This is a genomic window from Williamsia sp. 1138 (genome assembly GCF_002095435.2).
Taxonomy (GTDB): Bacteria; Actinomycetota; Actinomycetes; order Mycobacteriales; family Mycobacteriaceae; genus Williamsia.
Genome location: NZ_MJEJ02000041.1, coordinates 81,989 through 104,396 on the forward strand (window position 1 = coordinate 81,989; position 22,408 = coordinate 104,396).

Sequence of the window (22,408 nt, forward strand, 5' to 3'; positions counted from 1 at the left end):
CATCCATGACTCTTGACAAGTCCGTAGATCTGAGCGGCCGGACCGCCTTCATCACCGGCGGCAGTCGAGGTATCGGCGCGGCCATCGCGCGCGCTTTCTCCGACGCCGGCGCGACAGTGGTGTTGTTCGCGAAATCAGGTTCGGCGCATGCCACCTTGCCGGGAACGGTGTACAGCGTCGCCGAGGAGATCGAGCGGGCCGGGGGCCGCGCATTGGCCATCCCGGGGGACCTCCGCATCGACGCGGATGTCGAATCGGCCATCGCCCGGACAGCGGAGGTCTTCGGGGGCCTCGACATCGTTGTCAACAACGCGGCCGCCTTCGACACGACCCCCACATCCAAGGTGTCGATGAAGCGCTACGACCTCCTGCAGGCCATCAATGCCCGAGGGAGCTTCGCGGTGTCCCGGGCGGCAATCCCGTACCTCACACAATCGCCGGCGGGGCACATTCTCTCTATTTCTCCGCCGCTCGACCTCGAACCGAAATGGCTTGGCGCGCACCTGGCTTACACGACATCGAAGTACGCCGTCAGCCTTGCGACGCTCGGGCTCGCGGCAGAACTCGCCAATTCGGGTGTCGCGGCCAACTCGCTGTGGCCGGCAACGGCTGTCGCCACCGAGGCCATCCGCTCGATCCTCGGCGAGGAAGTCGCCGAACACAAGGCCCGTTCGGTCGACATCATGGCCGATGCGGCGCTGGCCGTCGTGCGCCGGGACCCGCGGACGTGTTCGGGCAATCTCTTCACCGACGAGCAGGTACTCGCGGCCGAGGGCAAAACGGATCTGTCCGAGTACAGCGTCGGTGAGGGCGAATTGTCCCGCAGCTTCTTTGTCGCCGACTCGGCTGAGGTGAGCGCGTGAACACGGTCGCGGTGGCCCGCACGGAATCACGGCGGGCCGAGCATGCCCATTCGGTGATGCACTGCAATCTCAACAGTGCCGACGTGATCCGTTCGCAGCAGTTTTATGCGGATCTGTTCGCGGTACGCGACCGGATGCGTTCGATCAGTGAAGACACCGACGGCCGGTTCATGGGACTGTCCGAACACACCGCGAGCGAGACGGTCTTCCTGTACGACGGACGTGGACCGAGATCCGCGCCGGCCCTCGAACTGGTGCAGTGGCATGATCCCCAGCTCATCCGACGCTCCGATCTGGGTGCCGACGCACCGGGTTTCCGGGTGATCGGATACCGCGTCAACTCGTTGGCATCCGTTCCTGGTGCCGGAGGAGGCGAATCCGTTGTCGTCCGGGGACGGGCGCGGAAGGCGATTCGAGTCACCGACCCCGATGGAGTGATCGTCGAGATCGTGGAAGTCGCAGCGGTGGAATCAGATCCGAAGACACCGATGCTGAGCCACACCCGAATGGTGGTGAGCGATCTGGAACGCTCGGTGGCCTGGTATTCGACCATCGGATTTGTTGTTCGGCCCGACGACACCGACGTGACGCGATCGGTACCCGGTGCATCGCTGTACCTGCCGGAGGATCCGACCTTCTCCTTCGAACTCGAGTGCCCGGTCGAGCAGGTGGAGATCGAGCCGAAGGTCGCCAACACGCAGGGCCTCTACCGCGTCGCAGCTGCGGTCGAGGATGTGAAGGCCGCCTATACGGCGCTCGCGAAAGCTGATCCGGCCACTCCGGAGCCCGGCTTTGTCCCGATGCCCGACGTGCCGACCGGAGGCTTCACGGTTCTGTTCCTGTCCGACCCCGACGGGCTCGTCGTCGAATTGGTCGACCGGCCGCGGAACACTGTTCGACGCCCGCTGCAGCCGCTGTGATGAACCACCGGGCGAAGCCATGATCGAGATGTCGGTCGCCGACCGCGTTGCCCTCGACGCCTTGCTCTCGCGGTACACGGGTCTCGGCGACAGCGGCCGCGTCGAAGAGTTCGCGGCGCTGTTCACCGAGGACGGTGTACTCACTGTTGCCGGTCGTCGGTTCGTCGGCCCGGACGAGATTGTCGCCTTCGCCGAGCAGTCCGGTGCGGCGATGGCCGCCATCACGAGTTTGCTTCCCGGCTCCCATCACGTGTCGTCGCGGATGACCGAGCTCGTTTCCGACGATTCTGCGACGTCGCAGAGTCTGTTCATGTTTGTCGGAACATCCGGTCCCGATCACTGGGGTACGTATCGAGATCACCTGATTCGTATCGGTGATGGGTGGCGATTCCTCTCTCGGAGTGTACGTTTCACCGGTTTTTCGCCGAGTTCCGGCGTGCGCGGCTATGTGGAATCATTGGCGCGGTCCTGAATGTATCGGCCCGGACGGCTGCTGATCTGCGTTGAGTAGATGGTGCGGTGCGGTGCGGTGCTCGCTCCGCCAGGGGCGTGCTGGGGAGCACACCCCTGGCGGAGCGTTGCACGTTATCGCGGACCGGGAGTCGCGTCGTCGAGCACCTCGGGATCGTCGTTGTCGTCCTCGGGTTGCGGATTCGTCGCGTCCGTCACCGTCTTCTTGTCACCGAGGCCCGCTTCTTCGAGACTTGTCTCGTCCGTGACCTGCTGACTGTTGTCCAACCCTGACATAGCCGCTCCTCTCGTGTTATGAATAGCTAACTATTTAGACTGTATCCTTTCGGGTGCGAGACTGGTGCACTTCGCGGCCACCCGATTCGGGAAGCGGAGTCGCCGATCGACTCGACGATTGCGTCAACTGACGGGTAGCCGCGAGTGCGACCTGTTGAAGTGGGAAAATGCGCGGAATATTTAACATGGCGGCGTGGCAGCCTGCGAATTGTCGACGATACTTGACGATAGCGTTGACAATCGCTTCACTGAACTCCTACCGTGTAGGTTCAGCGGGTTGACCGGCGTGACCGCGGTCACGTACGTCGCACGATCACCTTGCGATGGAAAGGGACAACATATGACCGAACAAGTGCCGCTGGCCGAGGGATTGTTCACCTGGCCTGCCGACAAGCCGGCGCTACTCGCCGGAAAATCCTCGGACGGAAAGCTTGTGTTCCCCTATCGGAGTCACAAGATCGTGGGGAAAGTCCGCGAAGAGCTCGAGCAGGTCGAGCTACCTCGGCGCGGAACACTGTGGACCTTCACCACTCAGAGGTTCCGGCCGCCGCAGCCGCCGTACAACGGCAACGACGACGCCAAGACCTTCCAGCCGTTTGCTGTCGGGTACGTGGAACTCGAGGGCGCGCTGCGGGTGGAAGCCCGCCTCACCGAGGCGGACCCCGAGAAGCTCACCATCGGCCAGGAGATGGAACTCGCGATCGTGCCTTTCGGTGTCGATGCCGAAGGCCGCGAAACAATGATCTACGCGTTTGCGCCGGTCGAGAAAGGTCAGGACGATGTCGTCGAGTGACGTAGCGATCATCGGTGTCGGGTTGCACCCCTTCGGTCGGTATCCCGGAAAGTCCGCGCTCGAGATGGGTGAAGACGCTGTCTTCGACGCACTCACCGACGCGGGCATCGAGTGGTCCGACGTGCAGGAGCTGTATGCGGGCAGCATGGAGGTCAAGAATCCAGAGGCCATCGTGGGCCTTCTCGGTTTGACGGGTGTGCCGGGGCGGGCGGTCTTCACCGGTTGCGCCACCGGCGCGACGTCGCTGGCGATGGCCGCCAATTCGATCAAGCTCGGTGAGCACGACATCACCATCGCGGTCGGTCTGGACAAGCACGAACGTGGTGCCTTCGCTGCCCATCCCTCGGTCTCGGGACTGCCGGACTGGTATGGCGAAGCCGGGCTGTTTCTCACGACCCACTTCTTCGGCATGAAGATCAACCGCTACATGCACGACTTCGGGATCACGCCCGAGACCCTTGCCAAAGTGTCCGCGAAAGCGATGCGCAACGGCGCGGCGAACCCGTCGGCCTGGCGGCGTAAGGCTCTGTCGGAGGAAGAGATCCTCAACTCTCAGATCCTCAACTACCCGTTGACCCAATACATGTACTGCGGGCCGGATGAGGGCGCAGCGGCCGTTGTCCTGTGCCGGGCCGACAAGGCGCACTTGTACACCGACACGCCCGTGTACCTACGGGCGAGCACACTGCGCAGCCGACGTGAAGGGGCGTTCGAACTCCTCAGTCCCTCATTGCCGTTGGAGTCCGTGCCGAGCCCTACCGTCGACGCGTCGAAGGAGGCGTACGAGATCGCCGGGATCGCGCCGTCGGACGTCGACGTGATCCAGCTGCAGGACACCGACGCCGGTTCGGAGATCATCCATATGGCGGAGAACGGATTCTGCGCTGACGGTGATCAGGAGAAGCTCATCGCCGCCGGGGAAACCGAGATCGCCGGGCGGCTGCCGATCAACACCGACGGCGGTTTGCTGGCCAACGGTGAACCGGTCGGCGCGTCCGGGTTGCGACAGATCTTCGAACTGGTCAATCAGTTGCGTGGGCGCGCCGGTGATCGTCAGGTCAACGACGCCAAAGTCGGTTACGCCCAGCTCTACGGCGCTCCCGGGACCGCAGCGGTCACGATCCTCTCGACCTGATCGCTCGCTCCGATCCGATCGGGAGTGAGGCGTAGGGTCCCCGTCCACGATTCGCTCGCCAACGGCGTCACCGGCCGTTGGCGAGCAAGTCGTGTATCTGCTCGGCGAGCGTGGAGATCATGTCCTCGTCGTCCACCGGCAACCGCCACACGCGGCTGTAGAAGTACGACTGGTCGAGCATGGCCATCATCGTCAGGCCGAGCGCCTCGGGTGCCTCGTAGCGCCGCTCCTGTCGAGAGACCAGGTTCGTTCCCAGCAGCCAGGCCACCCGCATCTGAGTGCGCTGAGACGTGCGCCGGAACTCGTCATCGGTTGGGGCGGACTGGGTCGAGGAGAAGATGAACGCGCCGTGCCGGTCCATGAAGTCGAAGTATTGACGCACCCACGAGGCCACATCGGACAGCGCGGCCGGAGAAGGGATGTCCGACCACAGCGACACCACCGCGAGGATCTCTTTGTACGTCTCCTCGCCGATCGTGTTGAACACCTCTCGCTTATCGCGGAAGTAAGTGTAAAAGCCTGCGCGGGATATGCCGCAGGCGTCGGTGATGTTGTTTATCCGGGTGCCGGCGTAGCCACGTTCGAGGAACAGTTTGCGGGAGGCTTCGAGAATCGCCTCGCGGGTCCGTACCGCGCGTTCACCGAGAGCAGCGCCGCCCTCGGGCGTCGCCACGGTGCCCGAGGTCGCGCCGACACTATCTGGTGACTCGTGTGATGTCATATGTGATGATCCCCGTGGGTTGTCCGGAGACGGTCTCCGGCGGTCGCTGCGCGAGATCTACAAACGGGCTCTGCCTCCTTGACGTGTGGGTCAACTATACGGCCATCACCTCCGAATGCGGCAACACAAACGCTGGAGGGGATGCTGGCGACGACCCGGAGCGCACTTGACGCTGTCGTCAAAACAGGCATAGCGTGATGGTTGAACCACAATCGGTGTAATCGGTTAACCCGATGCCAGGCACCGACTTCAGATCTCCAGGAGCAGATGTGACCATCCCGTATGTACGACCGGAGTTCCGGATGCTTCCGGCTCCGACACCGCAATCTCAGGATTATTGGGCCGGGGGCCGCGATGGCGAGTTGCTCATCCACCGGTGTCACACCTGCCAGAACTTCTTCCTTCCGGGTGCGCCGGTGTGCTGGCGGTGCCGAAGCACCGACGTGGCGCCCGAACCCGTCTCAGGCTGCGGATCGGTTGCTGCTTTCACCGTGAATCGGCAAACCTGGATTCCGGCATTTCCGCCGCCGTATACCGTCGCGCTGATCGAACTGGCCGAACAGCCGGATACCCGGGTTGTCAGCAACATCGTGGACATCGATCCTGCTGACGTGACGATCGGTCTCGAGGTCGAGGTCTTCTTTGAAGAGTGGGAAGACGTCTGGATTCCCCTATTCCGTCCAGTGGACGTGTCCCGTCCCGCAAAGGAGTCGAACTGATGGGTGGCCGCGGAGGTCCTTTCGAAGGCAAGGCCCTGGTGACCGGCGCCGGCAAGTCCCAGGTGGGACGTAGACTCGGTCGAACCGGTCTCGACCTCACCGTCGAGGCTTCACTCCGTGCGATCGCGGACGCCGGTCTCTCACCCGACGACATCGACGGAGTTGCCAGTTACCCCGGTCCGGGCATGCCTGATCCGGGTTTCTCCGGGGCGAGCGTGCACGAACTCCGCAACGCGCTGGGACTGCGGAGCAATTGGTACGTCAGCAGTTCGGAGACCGCCGGGCAGATCGGTCCGGTGATCGAGGCATGCATGGCCGTGGCGACCGGCCTGGCCGACCACGTGTTGTGCTTCCGGTCGGTGTGGGAGTCAACCGCGCAGGCATCCAAAGGTCGCGGTTCGGTACTGATGGGTACCGGTCGCGCGAATCCCCACCACGAGTTCTTCGGTCCGTACGGCGCCATCTCTGCCGCCAACTGGTTGGCGATGCCCGCGCAGCGGTACATGCACGAGTTCGGCCTCACTCGTGAACAGCTCGGCGCGATCGCGGTCAACGCGAGAAAGAATGCTGCGCTCAACCCTGATGCGATCTATCGCGACCCGATGTCGTTGCAGGACTATCTCGATGCGCGGATGATCTCGGATCCGTTCTGTCTCTACGACTGTGACGTGCCGTGTGATGGCGCGACCGCGGTGATCATCTCACGCAGAGATGCCGCGAAAGGCCTGCCGCGACAGCCACTGACAGTCGAATCGGTGGGTACGGGGATGTTCGAACGGGCCACCTGGGACCAGCGCAAGGATCTGACCACCATGGCGGCGCACGATGCGTCCGCAACGTTGTGGAACCGCACCGACATGACCGTCGGGGATGTGGACTTCGCGCAGCTCTACGATGGTTTCAGCTTCCTGACGGTGCAATGGCTCGAGGCACTTGGTTTCTGCGAGCGCGGCAAGGTCGGTCAGTACATCGAAGGCGGCGAGCGCATTTCGTTGCAGGGTGAACTACCGGTCAATTCCAGCGGTGGACAGCTCTCCGGCGGACGCCTGCACGGTATGGGGTTCCTGCACGAGGCGTGCGTGCAGCTGTGGGGCGAGGGAGGTCCGCGGCAGGTCGGTGGTGACGCAGAGGTTGCCGTCGTTGCCGTGGGTGGTGGTCCGGTGGCCGGGGCGATGCTGCTCAGCACCCGCTAGTCTTCGTCCGTCATCACCCCATGCTGTCGCGGGGTTCGAACAATCGATTCAAACACTGAGAGAAGGAAATTGCACATGGAGGTCTACCGAGGGATCGCCGATCTCGAAGCGGCAGTCGGTAAAGAACTGGGGCCGTCCGATTGGTTCCCGATCGAACAAGATCGGGTCGACGGGTTCGCCGACGTCACCGAGGACCATCAGTGGATTCACGTCGACACGGAAAAGGCCGTGAACGGACCGTTCGGGGCGACGATCGCGCACGGGTTCCTATCTTTGTCGCTCGTGCCCTATTTCGTGAGCCAGTTACGCCGCATCGAAGGCGCGAAGATGGGGGTCAACTACGGTCTCGACCGGGTGCGGTTCCCGTCGCCGGTCCGAGCGGGTAGTCGCATCCGTGCTCGTACGATTGTCAAGACCGTCGACCGGATCGACGAAGACTCTGTCCAGTTGGTCATGCGCACCACGATCGAGGTCGAGGGTAGTGAGAAGCCGGGCTGCGTGGCGGATCTGGTGAGTCGCTATTACTTCTGACCCGCCACCGGTTCGCGCGGCCGAGACGGCAAAAGGCCCGCAGGTCCCAAGGACCTGCGGGCCTTTGTCATGCCTCCTGGACGATCAGACCTCGATGACCATGGCCGCGCCCATGCCACCGCCGGCGCACATCGCGATGACACCGATGCCGCCACCGAGACGGCGAAGTTCGTAGACCATGGTGGTTGCCATCCGCGCTCCGGTGGCCGCGATGGGATGTCCGAGGCTGATTCCCGAGCCCGACACGTTGACCCGGTCCTCGTCCAGCTCGAGCACCTTGGTGCAGGCGATGACCTGCGCCGCGAATGCCTCGTTGATGTCGAACAGGCGAACGTCCCTGAGCGACAAGCCGGCCCGGGCCAACGCGCGTGGGATGGCGATCGTCGGTCCGATCGCCGTCCTGTTGGGTTCGACGCCCACCGCCGACCACGACCGGATCACACCGAGCGTCTCCAGACCCTCTGCCTTCGCGAGCCCGTCAGAGACGACGGTCAGCGCGGCGGCCGCGTCGTTGATACCCGACGAGTTGCCTGCCGTCACCGAGAACCCCTCGATCTCCGGATGGATGACTCGCAGACCGGACAGCACCTCGAGATTGGTGCCGCGCCTTGGGTGCTCGTCGACGGCGAAATCCACGGTCTCGCCGGCCTTGTTTGTCACGGTGATGGGGACGATCTCGGAGTCGAAACGGCCGTCGTCGATGGCCGCGATGGCGCGCTCATGTGACCGCGCCGCCCATTCGTCCTGCTGCTGTCGGGTGATGTCGTACTGAACTGCGGCATTCCAGCCAACGGTGATCGACATGTCCATCGCCGGTGCGTCCGGCGTTCCCGGATGCGACGGCGAAAACCACGGATCAGTCCAGTCGTCGGCGTTCTTTCCGGACGTACCCGGCGTCCGGCGGCGTCCGACGGGCGACATCGACGCGGCCTCGGTTCCTCCGGCGATCACCGCATCACCCATACCGGACATGATTGTTGCGGCGGCGGATGCGACCGCGGTGAGGCCGGTGGCGCACTGCCGGTTCACGGCCATCCCGGGTATCGAGGTCAATCCGTTCGCGGCCGCGACGTAGCGGGCGATGTCACCGCCACCCTGGTACACCTCGCCGAGTACCAGGTCGTCGAAGACCTCCGGTGACAGGCCTGACCGCTTCACGACATTGGTGACGACGTGGCCGGCGAGTTCTTCGGCAGTGGTCTCGGTCAGCGTTCCCTTGCGGGCGGTTCCGATCGGCGTTCGGCAGGCGGCCGTTATCACCGCCCGGGGCTGTTCAGTGCCCACCTGGTCCTCCTCGATGTGCGGCCGACGTCGGTCGCCGGCCGGAGTGAGATCGCCGCATGAGCCTGGGACGGCAATCAGTTATAAGATAATCCCAATTTAGCATGGGAGCCGGGCGATCCTACGCGCTCGCCGAGTCTGCCTGAATTGTCGAAACGGTATTGCCTATTCTCCAAATCATTGTACTGTATGGCCTGTATATCGGTGCCTGCCGTCGGTTGTTCCGGCCGGTCGCGTGCCCTGACGAATCTGTCTCCCTCCCCGGAAAGGACACTGCTGTGGTCGCCGCGACATCGAGCAGAGCGCAATACGGATCCCTGACGGACTTCGCAGCCCGACTGCAGCCCGCAGAAACCTTTTGGGGGGTGGTCGCCGGCCGCGCCGACACAACTCCCGACGGTGTCCTGCTGATCGGCGACGACGGCACAAAGGTGACCTTTGCCGAGTACCGCGATCGGTCCGAACGGATCGCGGCGTCCCTGGCCGAACAGGGCATCACGCCCGGATCCCGCGTTGCCTGGCAGCTGCCGACGCGCATCGGCAGTGCCCTGTTGATTGCCGCGCTTGCGCGCATCGGCGCAGTTCAGGCCCCGGTGATACCGCTGTTCGGGGAACGTGAGACCGTTGCCGCGCTGAGGACTTCAAGGGTGGATTTTGTTCTGGTCCCGCAGGATTGGCCCGGTCTGGCCTACGACAGCCTCCAACAATTGCGCGAGGACCGCCAGGGGTCCCCCGAGATCATCGCCCTCCCGCGTGATCTACCCGAGTCCGGTGAGGTGCAATCGCTTGCCCCGCCCCCGGAAAGCCCGGAGGAGGTCCGATGGATTTATTTCACCTCGGGCACCAGTGGCACTCCCAAAGGAGTTCAGCACACCGACTCCTCCATCTTGGCTGCCGCGCGGGGTTTTGTCCTGAACGGCCGGCTCGGAGAGTTGCCCGACGAAGTCGGGTCGATCCCGTTCCCGATCACGCACGTCGGTGGCGTCGTCTATCTCTCGTCAATGTTGCTCTCCGGGTTCGCCTCGGTGCTGATCGAGGTCTTTCGGCCGGACACCGCCACGGAGATCTTCCGCCGTCACCGGGTCACGTTGTCCGGTGGCAGCACTGTTTTCTACACCATGCTGGTCGCTCAGCAACGAGAGGCCGAACCCGGTACCCGGGTTCTCCCCGACCTCCGGCTTCTCAAAGGCGGTGGTGCGCCATGTCCTCCGGCAGTGTTCGCCGCGGTACGCAGCGAGCTCGGTATCCCGGTTGCGCACGACTACGGGATGACGGAGTGTCCGATGATCGGCGTCGCCTCGCCCCTGGATTCGGACGACGTCCTCGCCGAATCCGACGGCCGTCCCGTCCCGGGCGTCGAAGTGCGGATCATGGAGAACGGCGTACCCGTCTCGCCGGGAGCCGAAGGCGACGTCGAAGTCCGTGGCGTCACCGTCTGCCGTGGATACACCGATCCGGCGTTGGATGCCGACGCGTTCACCGCGGACGGCTGGTACCGGACGGGCGACCGTGGCCGAATTCGGTCCAGCGGCTGCATCGAGGTCACCGGTCGGCTCAAAGACGTCATCATCCGCAAGGGCGAGAACATCTCGCCGCTCGAGATCGAATCGCTGCTGTCTCAACACCAGGCGATCGACGAGGTCGCCGTGATCGGCCTCCCCGACATCGATCGTGGAGAACGGGTGTGCGCGGTTCTCACCGTGGCATCGGGACAGCAGGCACCGTCACTGGCCGACATCGCGGACTTCCTCTCCAAGGCGGGAATCATGAAACAGAAGATTCCCGAGCAGGTGGAGGTCGTCTCCAGCATGCCCAGATCGGGTGTTGGCAAGCTTGCCAAACCGGCTCTCCGGCAACAACTCCTGACCAAAATGGAAACATCGACCAGCTAGGAGTCCCGCATGGGATTGCCCATCAGCACCGAACACATCGAACTCGCTGAATCGGTGCGCAAGGTCTTGTCCGACAGAGGTGCCATCGGCGCAGCCAGGACGACGACCGATACCGGATGCACCACAGTGCCGTTCTGGAAAGATCTGGTCTCCCTTGGCTGGTTGGGGTTGCACATCCCGGAGCAGTACGGCGGACAGGGTTTCGGAACCGCGGAACTCGCGGTTGTACTCGAAGAACTCGGCCGTGCCGTTGCGCCAGGCGACTTTCTCCCGACGGTGATCGCCTCCGAGCTGATCCGACTGGCGGGGTCCGAGGACCAGCGCACCGCGCTGCTCCCAGAGCTCTCTGCCGGTGAAGTCACTGCCGCCATCGGGCTCGGTGGCGACATCACGGTTGACGCCGACGGTGCGGTCGGTGGTGCCGGCGGTGCCCTGCTCGGTGGCGGGTCGGCCGAGGTCTTTGTCCTCCGGTCCGAAGCCGACGTGGTGTTGGTCCGGCGGGGACGTGGAGTCGAGGTCGAGGTCGTGGTCGGGATGGATGGGACGCGCCCGTCGGCGCGCGTGTCGTGTTCCGCTGCAACCCCACTGGCAGTCCTGCCGGGCGCGTGTGCCACTCTCCTCGCGGTGGCACAGGCGTTTTCCGCCGCCGAGGCCGCTGGCGGCGCCCGCGCTTGTACGGAGGCCGCGGTTGCCTATGCCATGACACGGTCGCAGTTCGGTCGCACCATCGGGAGCTTCCAGGCCGTCAAGCACTTGTGCGCGAACATGTTCGTGGACACCGAGATAGCAACGGCTGCTGCCTGGGATGCGTCGCGGGCAGATCTGGACTCGGCCGAAGGCAGGTTTGCCGCCGCGGTTGCCGCAGACCAGGCCATCGGCGCCTTCGCAGTATCGGCGCAGCGCAACATCCAGGTACACGGTGGGGTCGGTTTCACGTGGGAACACGACGCCCACCTGCTCCTTCGCCGGGCCTATGTGCTGCGAGCGGTCTTCGGTCACGATGCCGCTCGTCAGGTGGCACGGCTGGCGATCGATGGGGTACACCGCCCACCGAGTCTCGAGCTCCCGGAGGACGCCGACACATTTCGGCGCGGTGCGCGGGCGTTCCGAGATCAGTATCTGACCACACCTGCGGGTGAGCGGGTGTCACTGCTCGCGCGATCCGGGTTTGCGTTTTCCCATTGGCCCGCGCCATATGGTCGTTCGGCGGGACCAGTCGAGCAACTCGTCATCGAGGAGGAGCTGGCCGTGATCCCGAAGCTCGATCTCGGCATCGGCAACTGGATCGTTCCGACACTGCTCCAGCAGGGAACAGACGAGCAGATCGACCGCTGGATCTGGTCGTCACTCGACGGCGACATCAGGTGGTGTCAGTTGTTCAGCGAACCCGGCGCGGGATCGGATGCGGCGGCGATCAGTACCCGGGGAGTGCGCACAGAAGGTGGCTGGCTGGTTACCGGCCAGAAGGTCTGGACCAGCGACGCGCAGAACTGCAACCGCGGACTCGCGACCGTACGCACCAACAAGGACGCTCCGAAACATGCCGGCGTTTCGATGCTGGTCATCGACCTCGAATCCGACGGGGTCGAGATCCGGCCGCTGCGTGACATCACCGGCGATGCCACCTTCAACGAGGTCTTTCTCGACAACGTCTTCGTCCCGGATGCAGATGTCGTCGGCGCCGTCGACCAAGGGTGGAAGGTCGCCCGGGCCACGCTGGGCAACGAGCGTGTGACGATCGGTGGCGGTGTAGCAGAGTTCGTCGACCTCGATGTGGCGGTCCAGGCTGTCGCCGGCGCCGAAAAGGTAACTGACACAGAATTGTTAAGCAGGGTCGGCCACCTGGTTGCCGAACGGCAGGCCATGCGTATGCTGTCTTTGCGTCTGGCAGCACGTGCGGTGTCCGGCGCCGGTCCGGGACCCGAAGGTAACGTGACAAAGCTGTTGGCCGGCGAACACCAGCAGCGGGTCGCTGATCTGCTTCTGCAGGTGGGCGGTGCGGAATGGGCTCTTGGAGGCACCGCGGATGTGCATGAAGGTGTGTTGTTCGTGCGCGGACTCACCATCGCCGGGGGAACGTCTGAGGTCGTCCGGAATCAGATCGCCGAGCGAGTTCTCGGTCTGCCGCGCGAAAAGATGTGACGTCCCGGGGCGGTTTTCGCGCCGGAGAAAGAAGAGAAACCGATGATGGAGTACCGGCAGTGAGTGTTCTGATCGATCAGCGTGATGCCGTCCTGGTGATCACTATCAATCGTCCCGAAGTGCGCAACGCCCTTGATGCCGAGACGATGGCCGGGATCGGCGAAGCGCTTGTCGCGGCCGAGGCCGACGATTCGGTAGGGGCCGTGGTCCTCACCGGTGCCGGTGACCGATCCTTCTGTGCGGGAATGGATCTGCGTGCGTTTGCGGCCGGCGGTCAGATGGTCGACAAGTCGCGACCGGGCCTCGAGGTCTTCACCGATCGGGTGTATCCAAAGCCGATCATCTGCGCTGCAGGGGGCGCTGCGGTCGCCGGTGGATTCGAGCTGTTGCTGGCCTGCGACCTCGCCGTGGTCGCCGATCACGCGAAGTTCGGTCTGCCCGAGGTCAAACGAGGGCTGGTGGCCGCCGGTGGCGGCACGCGCCTGCCGCGACGGATCCCGCTGGCTCTCGCCCTCGAACTCGGACTCACCGGCGAGATCGTCTCGGCGCAGCGGGTACTCGAACTCGGACTGGTCAACCGGGTGGTCCCGGGCACCGAGGTACTAGACGAGGCAATCGCCCTGGCGGCCACCATCGCCGAGAACGGACCGCTCGCACTTCGAATTACCAAGCAGCTCATGGTGACCGAGGCGGCGGGAATGTCCGCGGCACAGATCGCCGAGGCATCCGCGCCGGCCTTCATCAGTGCGGACGCCAAGGAAGGCGCAGTCGCTTTCGCCGAGAAGCGAAAGCCCCGCTGGACTGGGAAGTAGACCGTGATTCCGTCTTTCGACGGGTGAATGCCATTTCAGATCATCTGATTTTCAGACGTAATCGACATATCGCCGGAGGTTGACATGAAGCTTGCAGACAGCGTTGCCATTGTGACAGGAGGAGCCGGAGGCCTCGGTGAGGCCACCGTGCGGGAGCTGGCCGAAGCCGGCGCATCGGTGGTCATCGCCGACCTCGCCGACGATAAGGCGGAGAAGCTGGCCGAAGACCTTGGTCGGAAGGTCAAGTACGTACGTACCGACGTCACCTCCGAGGCGAGTGTGCTCGAGACCGTCGAAGCGGCGAAGGCGCTGGGCACCCTTCGCTACGCGGTGGTTGCACATGGCGGCTTCGGAGTGGCGGAAAAAGTTGTGCAGCGCGACGGCAGTCCCGCGCCTCTCGCGGGGTTCACCAAGACAGTCGATCTGTACCTGACCGGCACCTATAACGTCCTGCGTCTCGCGGCCGCAGCGATCGCGCAGAACGAGCCCGACGCCGACGGCCAGCGCGGCGCGATCGTCACAACAGCGAGCATTGCAGCCTTCGAAGGCCAGATCGGCCAATCAGCGTACGCCGCGTCGAAAGCCGGCGTGGTGGGTCTGACGCTGGTGGCTGCTCGCGATCTGAGCTCACTCGGAATACGGGTAGTGACCGTCGCCCCGGGCACCATGCGAACACCGATCATGGAATCGGTGGGTGACGAGGCGCTCGCCAAGTTCGCCGCGAACATACCCAATCCGAAACGTCTCGGACTTCCCGCAGAATATGCCTCGCTCGTGCACCACATCCTGGAGAATCCGTACCTCAACGGGGAGACCATTCGCCTGGACGGGGCTCAGCGGTTCGGACCGCGATAGAGGCCACGGTAGACCAGTATCGGCTAGGCTGTACACTGTACAATCAGAATAATCATTGCGCTATATTTGTAGCGCACCGAGAGCGACGTAGGGCACATCATGGCGTTGAAGGCGGGAGCCCGGCTGCGGAGTCAGATCGACACCACCGAGGTCGTTGTCATCAAGCCACCTGCCGGAGACGAAGTTCTCACGTGTGGCGGCCAGCCGATGATCGAGGTGTCGCAAACCCCGGCCGAGGGTCTGACGTCGGAAACCGGCGCCGGAACGCAGATCGGGAAGCGCTACACCTGTTCGTCGGATGCCCAACTCGAGGTCCTCGTCACCAAAGCTGGCTCGGCAGATCTGAGTCTGGGGGCGACAACGCTGGCCAGGAAAGAGGCCAAACCCCTTCCTGCCAGCGACTGATTCACACACGCGACTCGATGAAGGGGTAGCCAAGTGCCATCGACGAGTGGACGCAGCGCCAGGGGTGCAGGTGGCGGCTCCGTCGTCACGGTGCGGGTGCCGAAGATGGCCGAATTGGTTGTCGCGCAGCTGCGGCGTCAGATCATCCGGGGCGAACTCCAGGAGGGTGACGCTCTGCCTTCCGAGTCGGAACTGATGACGCGTTACGGGGTTTCGCGTCCGACCCTCCGAGAAGCTTTTCGGGTGCTGGAGTCCGAATCGCTGATCAGCGTCCGTCGAGGAGCCCATGGCGGCGCGCGGGTGCACACACCGAGCCGTCGGGTCGCTGCCAAGTATGCGAGTTTCATGCTCGAATACCGTGGCGTCACGCTTCGGGATGTCTATGAAGCCCGCGTTGCACTCGAAGTGCCCGGAGTGGGCGAGCTGGCTCGTACCCGCACTCGGGCTGATCTCGCGGCCCTGCTCGACAGCCTCAACCGGCATGCTGCCGCCGAGGAGGAGGATTCGCGCCTGGCGATCATGCTGCACGGCGAATTCCACACGCTGGTCATCCAGCGCGCTGGGAACGGCACGTTGTTGCTCCTCAGTGAGATGTTGCAGGACATCATCGACCTGGGCAACGTGTCTCTACACGCCGACGCAGAAATCACTGAAGAACAGGCTCGTGCGGCCGCAGTGCGAACGCATCGCCGCTTGTACGACCACATTGTGGCGCGCGATATCAGCGGGGCCGAATCCCTCTGGAGGCGGCACCTCGACGAGTCGATGGGCTACTTGCTGGGGGAGAACGCAGCCATGACAGTGTCCGATCTCTTCGACTAGGACAACACGTCCAGTACGGCCTCGGTGGGATCGGTGATCATCAGTTCACTGATTCGGTTGACGTGCTTGCGCCAGTGCGCCGTCGCTTTCTCGCTCTGCTTGTCTCGAATCAAGGCGGCGACCTTTTGGTGCGACCGGAAGGTGGTGCGAATGCCTGCGTCTACATCCGCATCATCCCGGTGTTGCCTGATGTAGCTGGTGTTGTGACTCTCAACGATCGCGAATAGCATCTCTGACAGAACTGCCATGGTCTGGTTTCCGGCCAGTTCCATCAATAATTGGGGAAACGCCAGCAGATGTTGTTCGGCGAAGGCGACCGGGTCGCTGAGAAGGCTCTGGCCTTCGGCCAGGCAGGCATCGATGCGTCGCAGGTCCGCGGCGGTTCGCTTGTTGGCGAGGATTCCGACACCGGCCGACTCCAGACGCGCTCGTGCCTCATACACATCTGCAAGGGTGGTGCCACGGTACTGCAACAGTGTGCCGGCGTACCTGGCAGCGGCTGCGGGATCGGGCACCAGCACGTACGCGCCACCGTGGGCACCCCGCCGGATACGGATGATCTGCTCTGACTCCAAGATCCGGAACGCTTCGCGCAGTGTGGGCCGGGACACCCCGAACTGTTCCATCAATGCGGTTTCGGATGGGAGACTGGCGCCTTCGGTCAGTTCGCCCGTGACGACCTGCCGACGGAGCTGGGCGGCGACCATCTCACCGGCCTTCGGGACGCGGACAGTCTGAGGCGTACCTGTCGGCCTTGCTCTCTGCGTCGCAGCCATCAATCCTCTTCGTTAGACGTGATTCAAGTGAACTCATAGTACCTATTCACTGCATTGTGACCGAGTGCCCCGCCGATGTGCGATGAAAGACTCGATGGCACTGATTGCGCCGGCGGACTTCATCAGAGGTCCGACTACATCCCCGAGAGAGTGCCGGGACCGCAAATATTCGGGGCGCTACTAGTGCAATCAATTATCTGATTGGTAGGGTGGAGTGCATGCCGGCAACGGGTCGGTGGTGCTTTGCGAACTCGCCACGGCAGAGATGGGGCTTCTCCCCGGCCGTGCCGTCCAGCGAATAGTCGATACAGAATAGAGGCCACATGTATTCGGACCTGGGACCAGAACTCCTGGTCGAGAGTGACGGCGGCGTACGTATGGTGACGCTCAACAGGCCTGAGGCTCTCAACTCCGCCAACAAAGCCCTGCACGGCGCGTTGATCGCGGTGTGGGGACGTATCGCCAAGGATCCCGATGCCCGTTCTGTCGTCTTGACCGGCGCTGGGCGCGCTTTCAGTGCCGGAGGCGACATGCACCATCTCCAGTCGTTGCAGACGGATCCGGTCAAACGGCGCGGGGAGATCGACGGCGCGCGCGAATTGGTGACCGCCATGGTCGATTTCCCGCTTCCGGTGGTCGCTGCGGTCAACGGGCCCGCAGTCGGGCTGGGGTGCAACCTCGCGGTCTGCAGCGACATCGTGCTGATCGGCAGCAGCGCATTTCTGGCCGACCCGCACGTCGGTATCGGTCTGACCGCTGCCGACGGTGGAGCGCCGACCTGGCCACTGCTGATGGGCATGTTGCGGGCGAAGGAGTATCTCTACACCAGCGCTAGGATTCCCGCCGAAACGGCGGTATCGCTGGGGCTGGCCAATCGGCTGGTCGATGACGCGGACCTGCAGACCGAGGCACTGGCTCTGGCGAAGCAGCTGGCTGCGCAGCCGCCGCAGGCGATCCAGTCGACCAAGCGTGCGCTCAACCTGCACATCAAGCGCGCAATCGCCGGAGTTCTCGACTACGCCCTCACCGAGGAGTACGTCTCCTTCGATCAGCCCGAACACCAGGCGATCGTGAACAAGTTCGTCGAACGCAGCAACAACGCGGCACCGGCCGCAAGCCGCAGCTGACTGTCGGCAGCTTCGTCTGCACCACCAGATTCACAAATGATCGACCTTGCCGTCGCCCACCAGAAGGAGCCACATGCGCGGGGTATTGACCGAGGAGCAGGAACAACTCGGCGCGGCAGTGAACGCGCTGTTCGCTGACAAGTCGCCCGAAGCGGCCGTGCGAAAGAGCATGGAGAGCGCCGAGGGTTACGACCGGGAACTGTGGGACCAGATGGCCGAGCAGATGGGGTTGTTCGGGCTGGCGATCCCCGAGCAATTCGGCGGTGACGGTTACGGCAGCGAAGAGATCGGTGTCGTGATGACCGAGATGGGGCGGGCTCTCTACTGCGGCCCGTATCTCAGCAGCGTTGTCATGTTCGCCACCGCGCTCGGCGCAGCCGGCGACAACGATGCCGCCGCCCGGTATCTTCCGGCGATCGCCTCCGGTGCCACGATCGGCACGGTCGCGCTGACCGAGGACAAAGAGAGCTGGGAACCCGAGGGCGTCACGCTCTCAGCGCGTGCCGATGGTTCCGGATACACCTTGCACGGGACCAAGACTCACGTACTCGACGGTCACATCGCCGATGTGATCCTGGTGGTCGGACGTACCGATTCCGGCATCAGTCTGTTCCTGGTCGACGCGGCGGATCCGGCGGTCACCAGAACGCCACTGCCGACGCTCGATCGCACGCGCCGGCAGGCAACGCTGACGTTCGACGGTGCCCGCGGCCGGTTGGTGGGCATCGACGGCGAGGGCTGGGCGGCGGTCGCCCGGATGCTCGATGTCGCCGCGATCGCCCTGGCGAACGAGCAGGTGGGGGGTATCGAGCGAGTGCTGGACATGTCTGTGAGGTATGCGCAAGAACGCACTCAGTTCGGGCGCCCGATCGGATCCTTTCAAGCGGTCAAACACAAGTGCGCCGACATGCTGGTCGCTCTCGAATCAGCGAAATCGACTGCGCGGCTGGCAGCTGCGGCCGACGCCGACGGTGATCCGGGGGTGTCCGCGTTGGCCGATTTGAGCAAGTCCGTGTGCTCGGAGGCCTACAGCAGATGTGCGAGTGAGACGATCCAGCTGCACGGCGGCATCGGTTTCACCTGGGAGCATCCGGCGCACCTGTACTTCAAGAGGGCTCGAAGCAGTGAAGTGCTTTTCGGGGGACCTTCACACCATCGGCGCTTGCTGGGTGAGCGGGTCGGGTTGTTACCTGCCCGCTGAGCGGGACCGAACCACGAGTAGGGCCGGAAGAGTGAATACCCTTCCGGCCCTGTCGTTTGCCTCTATCGACGCTATGCCGTGTCGATTTCGGTGACGTGCAAGATCGGCGCGCCTGCCAGCAGGGACGATCCCAGTTGCTCCACCATGATCAGATGCGGTGTGAGCAGCGCGTCGAGGACGGCCGCTCGTTCGACAAAACGGTGCATCGGGTGTTCGGCGGAGATCCCGACCGCCCCGCACACCTGGAGGACCGTCCGGGTGGCGATCGCCTGGGCCCGCCCCGCCAGCGCCTTGGCGACGGTGGCGGTGTCGGGATCCAGGTCGGCCCAGGCCGCGTCCAGCATGCCCTGCGCCGCAGCAATGGCGACGTGAGCCTCGGAGAGTCGGTGGCGAACGGCCTGGAAACGCGAGATCGGCTGACCGAACTGATTGCGTGAACTGGTGTGTTCGATTGCGAGTTGCAGGGCCGCGCCGCAGGCTCCGATGATCTCGGCGGCCAGTGCGCGTCGTCCCGAGGCGACCGCTCTATCCCAGTCCGCGCTCGCGTCGGCGGTGACGGTGGGGACACGGTTGCCGCGCACTCGCACCATGGTCGAGTCGGCTTCGATACTGCCGACGGGTTCGGACTCGACGTCGGCAACCGGTACCACGACGACGCCCGTGCCGTGCGTCGTGGACACGGGCACGATCAGCTCGTCGACGTCGTCCAAGCCCGTCAGCACAACTCCGTCGATCGAGTTCTCGTCACTGGTCAGGCCGGCTGAGGGTGACGGCAACGGATATACGACCGCGCGCATGCCCCGGGGCGCGGGCAGGACATCCGCCAGGCCGCGCACGATCACGGCGTCCAGTGATCGTGAATGTGCCAGCGCTCGTCCGTGTTCGGCGAACAGGAGTTCGGTGGCGGCAGGGTAGGTATCGATGACGTCGTCCCAGCCCAGTTCGGCCAGAGCCGCCTCGATGTCGACTCCCTCACCCTCGAACATCTCCTTGAGCGAGCCGGCAAGGAGCGTTCTGGTCTCGTTGTCCATCTGAGTTCCTTTCACGGCAGCTTCAGGACGCGGTCGGCGATGATTCCGCGCTGCACTTCTGCCGAACCGCCGAGGATCGTGGCGGCGCGGCTGTACCACCACTCGTCGCGCCAGGTGTCGAGATCGGGTCCGGTGCCGATGTCGATCAGTGGTCCGAGCAGATCGCGGGCTGCGTCGTAGAGCGCCTGCTCCGCGGTACCCAGCAGGATCTTGTCGGTGCTGGCTTCGGGGCCGATCGTTTCGCCTTCGGCGAGTCGCTGCACGGTCTGGGCACTGCGGGCCCGCAAGGCGACGATGTCGAGGTAGACGTTGCCGAGTCGAACGGCAGAGCCATCGCGGCGAATTCCGCGGTCGTGCAGTTGATTCCGCAGCGTGTTCAGACGTTGCAGGAGCACGGTGGAGGTGAGCCAGGCGTACATCCCCCGCTCGAATTGCAACAAGTACATCGCCACCGCCCAGCCCTGGTCGTGCTCGCCGATGAGCCGACTCGCCGGAACCCGGACGGAATCGAAGAAGACTTCCGCCAATTCTTCGCGACCACTCGCCAGCGCGATCGGTCGGGTCTGCAGGCCGGGGGTGTCCACGTCGATCAGCAACATACTCAGACCGCGATGCCGGCTCTCGGTGGTGCCCGTGCGCACGAGGCACACGAGTCGGCGTGCGGTGGCGCCGTAACTGGTCCACAGCTTCTGGCCGTTGACGATGTAGTCGTCGCCCTCTCGGGTGGCCCGGCACCGCAGGGAGGCGAGGTCGCTTCCCGCCTCCGGTTCGGAGAATCCCTGTCCCCACCATTCGGTGCCGCCGAGAAAGCCCGGGAAGAGCGTACGTGCGACCTCGGGCGCGAACCGTACCGTCGGCGGTCCGAGGGTCTCCATCACCAAATGCTGACCCGGGACTGGCAAGCCGTGCGCACTGAGTTCGTCGTAGAGGACCGCTCGATGTCGTTCGTCACCGCCGAGGCCACCGGCGGACACGGGCCAGCCGTACCTGTTCCAGCCACCGGTATAAAGCAGTTTCATGAGCTGGGCATGGTGCTGGAGCTCGGCCGGAACCGTCGGATAGTGGCGTCCACGCCACTCGTCCAGGGCGGTGTCGGATTCGAGAAATTCTCTCAGCGCCGCGCGATAGGCCGAGAGACTCTTCCGGTCGTCACCACGGGGTGCCGTTGTGCTGGTCATCTGTCCTCACCTGTCGGTGTTGATGGGTCTCGGGGTAACAGGGTTAATAGTTGTATTATTGTAGTATATTCGCAACAGCCGATCTGGAGGACCCATCGATGCGCCGCCACCATCTCGAAGATGAGCATGAACAGTTTCGCGCAACTGCGAGAACATTTTTCGAAAAGGAGTGCGTTCCGTACACCGAACAGTGGGAACGTGAGGGACGCGTCAGTCGCGAAGCATGGCTTCGGGCAGGCGAACAAGGATTGATCGGGTGGGAGGCACCCGAAGAGTACGGCGGCCTGGGCATCAAAGACTACCGGTACAACCAGATCCTCAGCGAGGAGATGTTCGGAACGGGCGCGGTCGGGATCGGCCTGGGCGTGCAGAACGACATCATGGCCTCCTACCTCGTCGGTCTCACCAATGACGAACAGAAAAAGCGTTGGCTCCCGAAGTACGTGTCCGGCGAATACATCACCTCGATCGCCATGTCTGAGCCTGCCGCGGGATCCGATGTGGCGGGCATCAAGACCACGGCAAAGCGGGTCGGAGACAGCTATGTCATCAACGGTTCGAAGACGTTCATCAGCAACGGACTGTCGTCTGACCTCATCATGGTGGCCTGCAAAACCGATCCGTCAGCGGGCCGTAAAGGACTGAGCCTCATCGTTGTCGAGGCAACGAGGGAGGGCTTCTCGCGCGGGCGCAAACTCGACAAGATCGGGCAACACTCGGCGGACACCGCCGAACTGTTCTTCGACAACGTCGAGGTTCCGGTGGAGAACCTGCTGGGCGAAGAGAACCGTGGCTTCTATCACCTGATGGGTAACCTGCCCGCCGAGCGGGTGGGCATAGCAACCTATGCCGTGCCGATGGCACGGCGAGCCTTCGATCTGACGGTCGACTACGCGGCGAACCGCAAGGCCTTCGGTACCGAGATCGGTAAGTTTCAGGTCAACCGCCACTTCCTCGCCGAGATGAAGACCAAACTGAACGTGGCGCAGAGCTACCTCGACCAGTGTGTGATGGCGGCCAACGCCGGCGAGCTGTCCGCGGAAGAGGCCGCCGGGCTCAAGTGGTGGAGCACCGAGCTCCAGTGGGAAATCCTGGACCGCTGCCTTCAACTGCACGGTGGCTACGGGTACATCAACGAGTACGAGGTGGCGCGACTGTGGCGCGACTCGCGGGTACAGCGTCTCTACGGCGGTACCACCGAAATCATGAAAGACCTCATCGGTCGGTCGATGGGCTTCTAGGCACCGAGAGCTGAATGGACGAG

General features: G+C 63.8%; 23 protein-coding genes. 17 read left to right on the top strand and 6 right to left on the bottom strand.

Features of this window, described 5'->3' with window-relative positions; genetic code table 11:
• The first annotated feature begins 5 nt into the window (after window positions 1-5).
• Genes BH683_RS12180 through BH683_RS12190 form a run of 3 tightly spaced genes read left to right on the top strand, consistent with a single transcriptional unit; the run spans window position 6 to window position 2,255 of the window.
• Entirely contained in the window at window positions 6-863 is an 858-nt protein-coding gene (locus tag BH683_RS12180; protein ID WP_084836527.1) for an SDR family oxidoreductase, read from the top strand.
• Window positions 860-1,783, top strand: a complete 924-nt coding sequence (locus tag BH683_RS12185) for a VOC family protein (RefSeq protein WP_084836528.1) — start codon at window positions 860-862, stop codon at window positions 1,781-1,783. The genes BH683_RS12180 and BH683_RS12185 overlap by 4 nt, the downstream gene beginning before the upstream one ends.
• A 19-nt stretch (window positions 1,784-1,802) precedes the next feature.
• Window positions 1,803-2,255: a nuclear transport factor 2 family protein gene (locus BH683_RS12190; protein WP_084836529.1), complete on the top strand. Its 453-nt coding sequence runs from the start codon at window positions 1,803-1,805 to the stop codon at window positions 2,253-2,255.
• Between the two features lie 113 nt (window positions 2,256-2,368).
• On the opposite strand, the gene BH683_RS28680 is transcribed toward BH683_RS12190, so the two are convergent.
• Window positions 2,369-2,530, bottom strand: a complete 162-nt coding sequence (locus BH683_RS28680; protein ID WP_157366779.1) for a hypothetical protein — start codon at window positions 2,528-2,530, stop codon at window positions 2,369-2,371.
• Between the two features lie 340 nt (window positions 2,531-2,870).
• On the opposite strand from BH683_RS28680, the gene BH683_RS12195 reads away from it, so the two are divergent.
• Together BH683_RS12195 and BH683_RS12200 are read left to right on the top strand one after the other, a co-directional pair.
• The gene (locus BH683_RS12195; protein WP_084836530.1) at window positions 2,871-3,323 is read left to right on the top strand and encodes an OB-fold domain-containing protein; all 453 of its coding nucleotides are present in this window, start codon (window positions 2,871-2,873) and stop codon (window positions 3,321-3,323) included.
• Window positions 3,310-4,458 carry a thiolase family protein gene (locus tag BH683_RS12200; RefSeq protein ID WP_084836531.1) on the top strand — a complete coding sequence of 383 codons (1,149 nt, stop codon included), beginning with the start codon at window positions 3,310-3,312 and terminating at the stop codon, window positions 4,456-4,458. The genes BH683_RS12195 and BH683_RS12200 overlap by 14 nt, the downstream gene beginning before the upstream one ends.
• A 67-nt stretch (window positions 4,459-4,525) precedes the next feature.
• Here BH683_RS12200 and BH683_RS12205 read toward each other — a convergent pair whose 3' ends face one another.
• The gene (locus BH683_RS12205) at window positions 4,526-5,179 is read right to left on the bottom strand and encodes a TetR/AcrR family transcriptional regulator (protein WP_084836532.1); all 654 of its coding nucleotides are present in this window, start codon (window positions 5,177-5,179) and stop codon (window positions 4,526-4,528) included.
• Window positions 5,180-5,448: 269 nt separating this feature from the next.
• Here BH683_RS12205 and BH683_RS28685 point away from each other — a divergent pair, with 269 nt between their 5' ends.
• The 3 genes from BH683_RS28685 (at window position 5,449) to BH683_RS12215 (ending at window position 7,622) form a co-directional block, all read left to right on the top strand.
• Window positions 5,449-5,898 (top strand): OB-fold domain-containing protein, encoded by a 450-nt coding sequence (locus tag BH683_RS28685; protein ID WP_342766732.1) that lies wholly within the window; start codon window positions 5,449-5,451, stop codon window positions 5,896-5,898.
• Window positions 5,898-7,091, top strand: a complete 1,194-nt coding sequence (locus BH683_RS12210) for a thiolase family protein (protein ID WP_168187029.1) — start codon at window positions 5,898-5,900, stop codon at window positions 7,089-7,091. The genes BH683_RS28685 and BH683_RS12210 overlap by 1 nt, the downstream gene beginning before the upstream one ends.
• 75 nt (window positions 7,092-7,166) lie before the next feature.
• Window positions 7,167-7,622: a MaoC family dehydratase gene (locus BH683_RS12215; RefSeq protein WP_084836533.1), complete on the top strand. Its 456-nt coding sequence runs from the start codon at window positions 7,167-7,169 to the stop codon at window positions 7,620-7,622.
• An 84-nt stretch (window positions 7,623-7,706) separates the two neighbouring features.
• On the opposite strand, the gene BH683_RS12220 is transcribed toward BH683_RS12215, so the two are convergent.
• Window positions 7,707-8,906 carry a thiolase family protein gene (locus tag BH683_RS12220; RefSeq protein ID WP_084836534.1) on the bottom strand — a complete coding sequence of 400 codons (1,200 nt, stop codon included), beginning with the start codon at window positions 8,904-8,906 and terminating at the stop codon, window positions 7,707-7,709.
• Window positions 8,907-9,181: 275 nt separating this feature from the next.
• Between BH683_RS12220 and BH683_RS12225 the strand changes: the two genes are divergently transcribed.
• The 6 genes from BH683_RS12225 to BH683_RS12250 all read left to right on the top strand — a co-directional run bounded on the left by BH683_RS12225 (window position 9,182) and on the right by BH683_RS12250 (window position 15,831).
• Window positions 9,182-10,795, top strand: coding sequence for an AMP-binding protein (locus tag BH683_RS12225; protein WP_084836535.1), 1,614 nt, complete (start codon window positions 9,182-9,184; stop codon window positions 10,793-10,795).
• A gap of 9 nt (window positions 10,796-10,804) precedes the next feature.
• Window positions 10,805-12,937 (top strand): acyl-CoA dehydrogenase, encoded by a 2,133-nt coding sequence (locus tag BH683_RS12230; protein ID WP_084836536.1) that lies wholly within the window; start codon window positions 10,805-10,807, stop codon window positions 12,935-12,937.
• A 59-nt stretch (window positions 12,938-12,996) separates the two neighbouring features.
• A complete protein-coding gene (locus tag BH683_RS12235) occupies window positions 12,997-13,749 on the top strand; it encodes an enoyl-CoA hydratase-related protein (protein WP_084836537.1) in 753 nt (250 codons plus the stop codon).
• A gap of 84 nt (window positions 13,750-13,833) precedes the next feature.
• Entirely contained in the window at window positions 13,834-14,604 is a 771-nt protein-coding gene (locus BH683_RS12240) for an SDR family NAD(P)-dependent oxidoreductase (RefSeq protein ID WP_084836538.1), read from the top strand.
• Between the two features lie 99 nt (window positions 14,605-14,703).
• Window positions 14,704-15,009 (top strand): hypothetical protein, encoded by a 306-nt coding sequence (locus BH683_RS12245; protein ID WP_084836539.1) that lies wholly within the window; start codon window positions 14,704-14,706, stop codon window positions 15,007-15,009.
• Window positions 15,010-15,042: 33 nt separating this feature from the next.
• Window positions 15,043-15,831: a GntR family transcriptional regulator gene (locus BH683_RS12250; RefSeq protein ID WP_246833335.1), complete on the top strand. Its 789-nt coding sequence runs from the start codon at window positions 15,043-15,045 to the stop codon at window positions 15,829-15,831.
• On the opposite strand, the gene BH683_RS12255 is transcribed toward BH683_RS12250, so the two are convergent.
• Window positions 15,828-16,607 carry a GntR family transcriptional regulator gene (locus BH683_RS12255; RefSeq protein WP_084836540.1) on the bottom strand — a complete coding sequence of 260 codons (780 nt, stop codon included), beginning with the start codon at window positions 16,605-16,607 and terminating at the stop codon, window positions 15,828-15,830. The two genes, BH683_RS12250 and BH683_RS12255, sit on opposite strands and share 4 nt — an antisense overlap.
• Window positions 16,608-16,930: 323 nt before the next feature.
• Between BH683_RS12255 and BH683_RS12260 the strand changes: the two genes are divergently transcribed.
• Window positions 16,931-17,734: an enoyl-CoA hydratase/isomerase family protein gene (locus BH683_RS12260; protein WP_084836541.1), complete on the top strand. Its 804-nt coding sequence runs from the start codon at window positions 16,931-16,933 to the stop codon at window positions 17,732-17,734.
• Between the two features lie 73 nt (window positions 17,735-17,807).
• Window positions 17,808-18,935, top strand: a complete 1,128-nt coding sequence (locus BH683_RS12265; RefSeq protein WP_084836542.1) for an acyl-CoA dehydrogenase family protein — start codon at window positions 17,808-17,810, stop codon at window positions 18,933-18,935.
• 71 nt (window positions 18,936-19,006) lie between these two features.
• Here the strand turns inward: BH683_RS12265 and BH683_RS12270 are convergent, their stop codons facing one another.
• Both BH683_RS12270 and BH683_RS12275 read right to left on the bottom strand, forming a co-directional pair.
• On the bottom strand, window positions 19,007-19,966 hold the full coding sequence (locus BH683_RS12270) for an acyl-CoA dehydrogenase family protein (RefSeq protein ID WP_084836543.1): 960 nt from the start codon (window positions 19,964-19,966) through the stop codon (window positions 19,007-19,009).
• 11 nt (window positions 19,967-19,977) lie between these two features.
• Complete coding sequence (locus BH683_RS12275) at window positions 19,978-21,144, bottom strand: acyl-CoA dehydrogenase family protein (protein WP_084836544.1); 1,167 nt, start codon at window positions 21,142-21,144, stop codon at window positions 19,978-19,980.
• A gap of 98 nt (window positions 21,145-21,242) precedes the next feature.
• On the opposite strand from BH683_RS12275, the gene BH683_RS12280 reads away from it, so the two are divergent.
• Window positions 21,243-22,385 (top strand): acyl-CoA dehydrogenase family protein, encoded by a 1,143-nt coding sequence (locus BH683_RS12280; protein ID WP_084836545.1) that lies wholly within the window; start codon window positions 21,243-21,245, stop codon window positions 22,383-22,385.
• The last annotated feature ends 23 nt before the right edge of the window (window positions 22,386-22,408 follow it).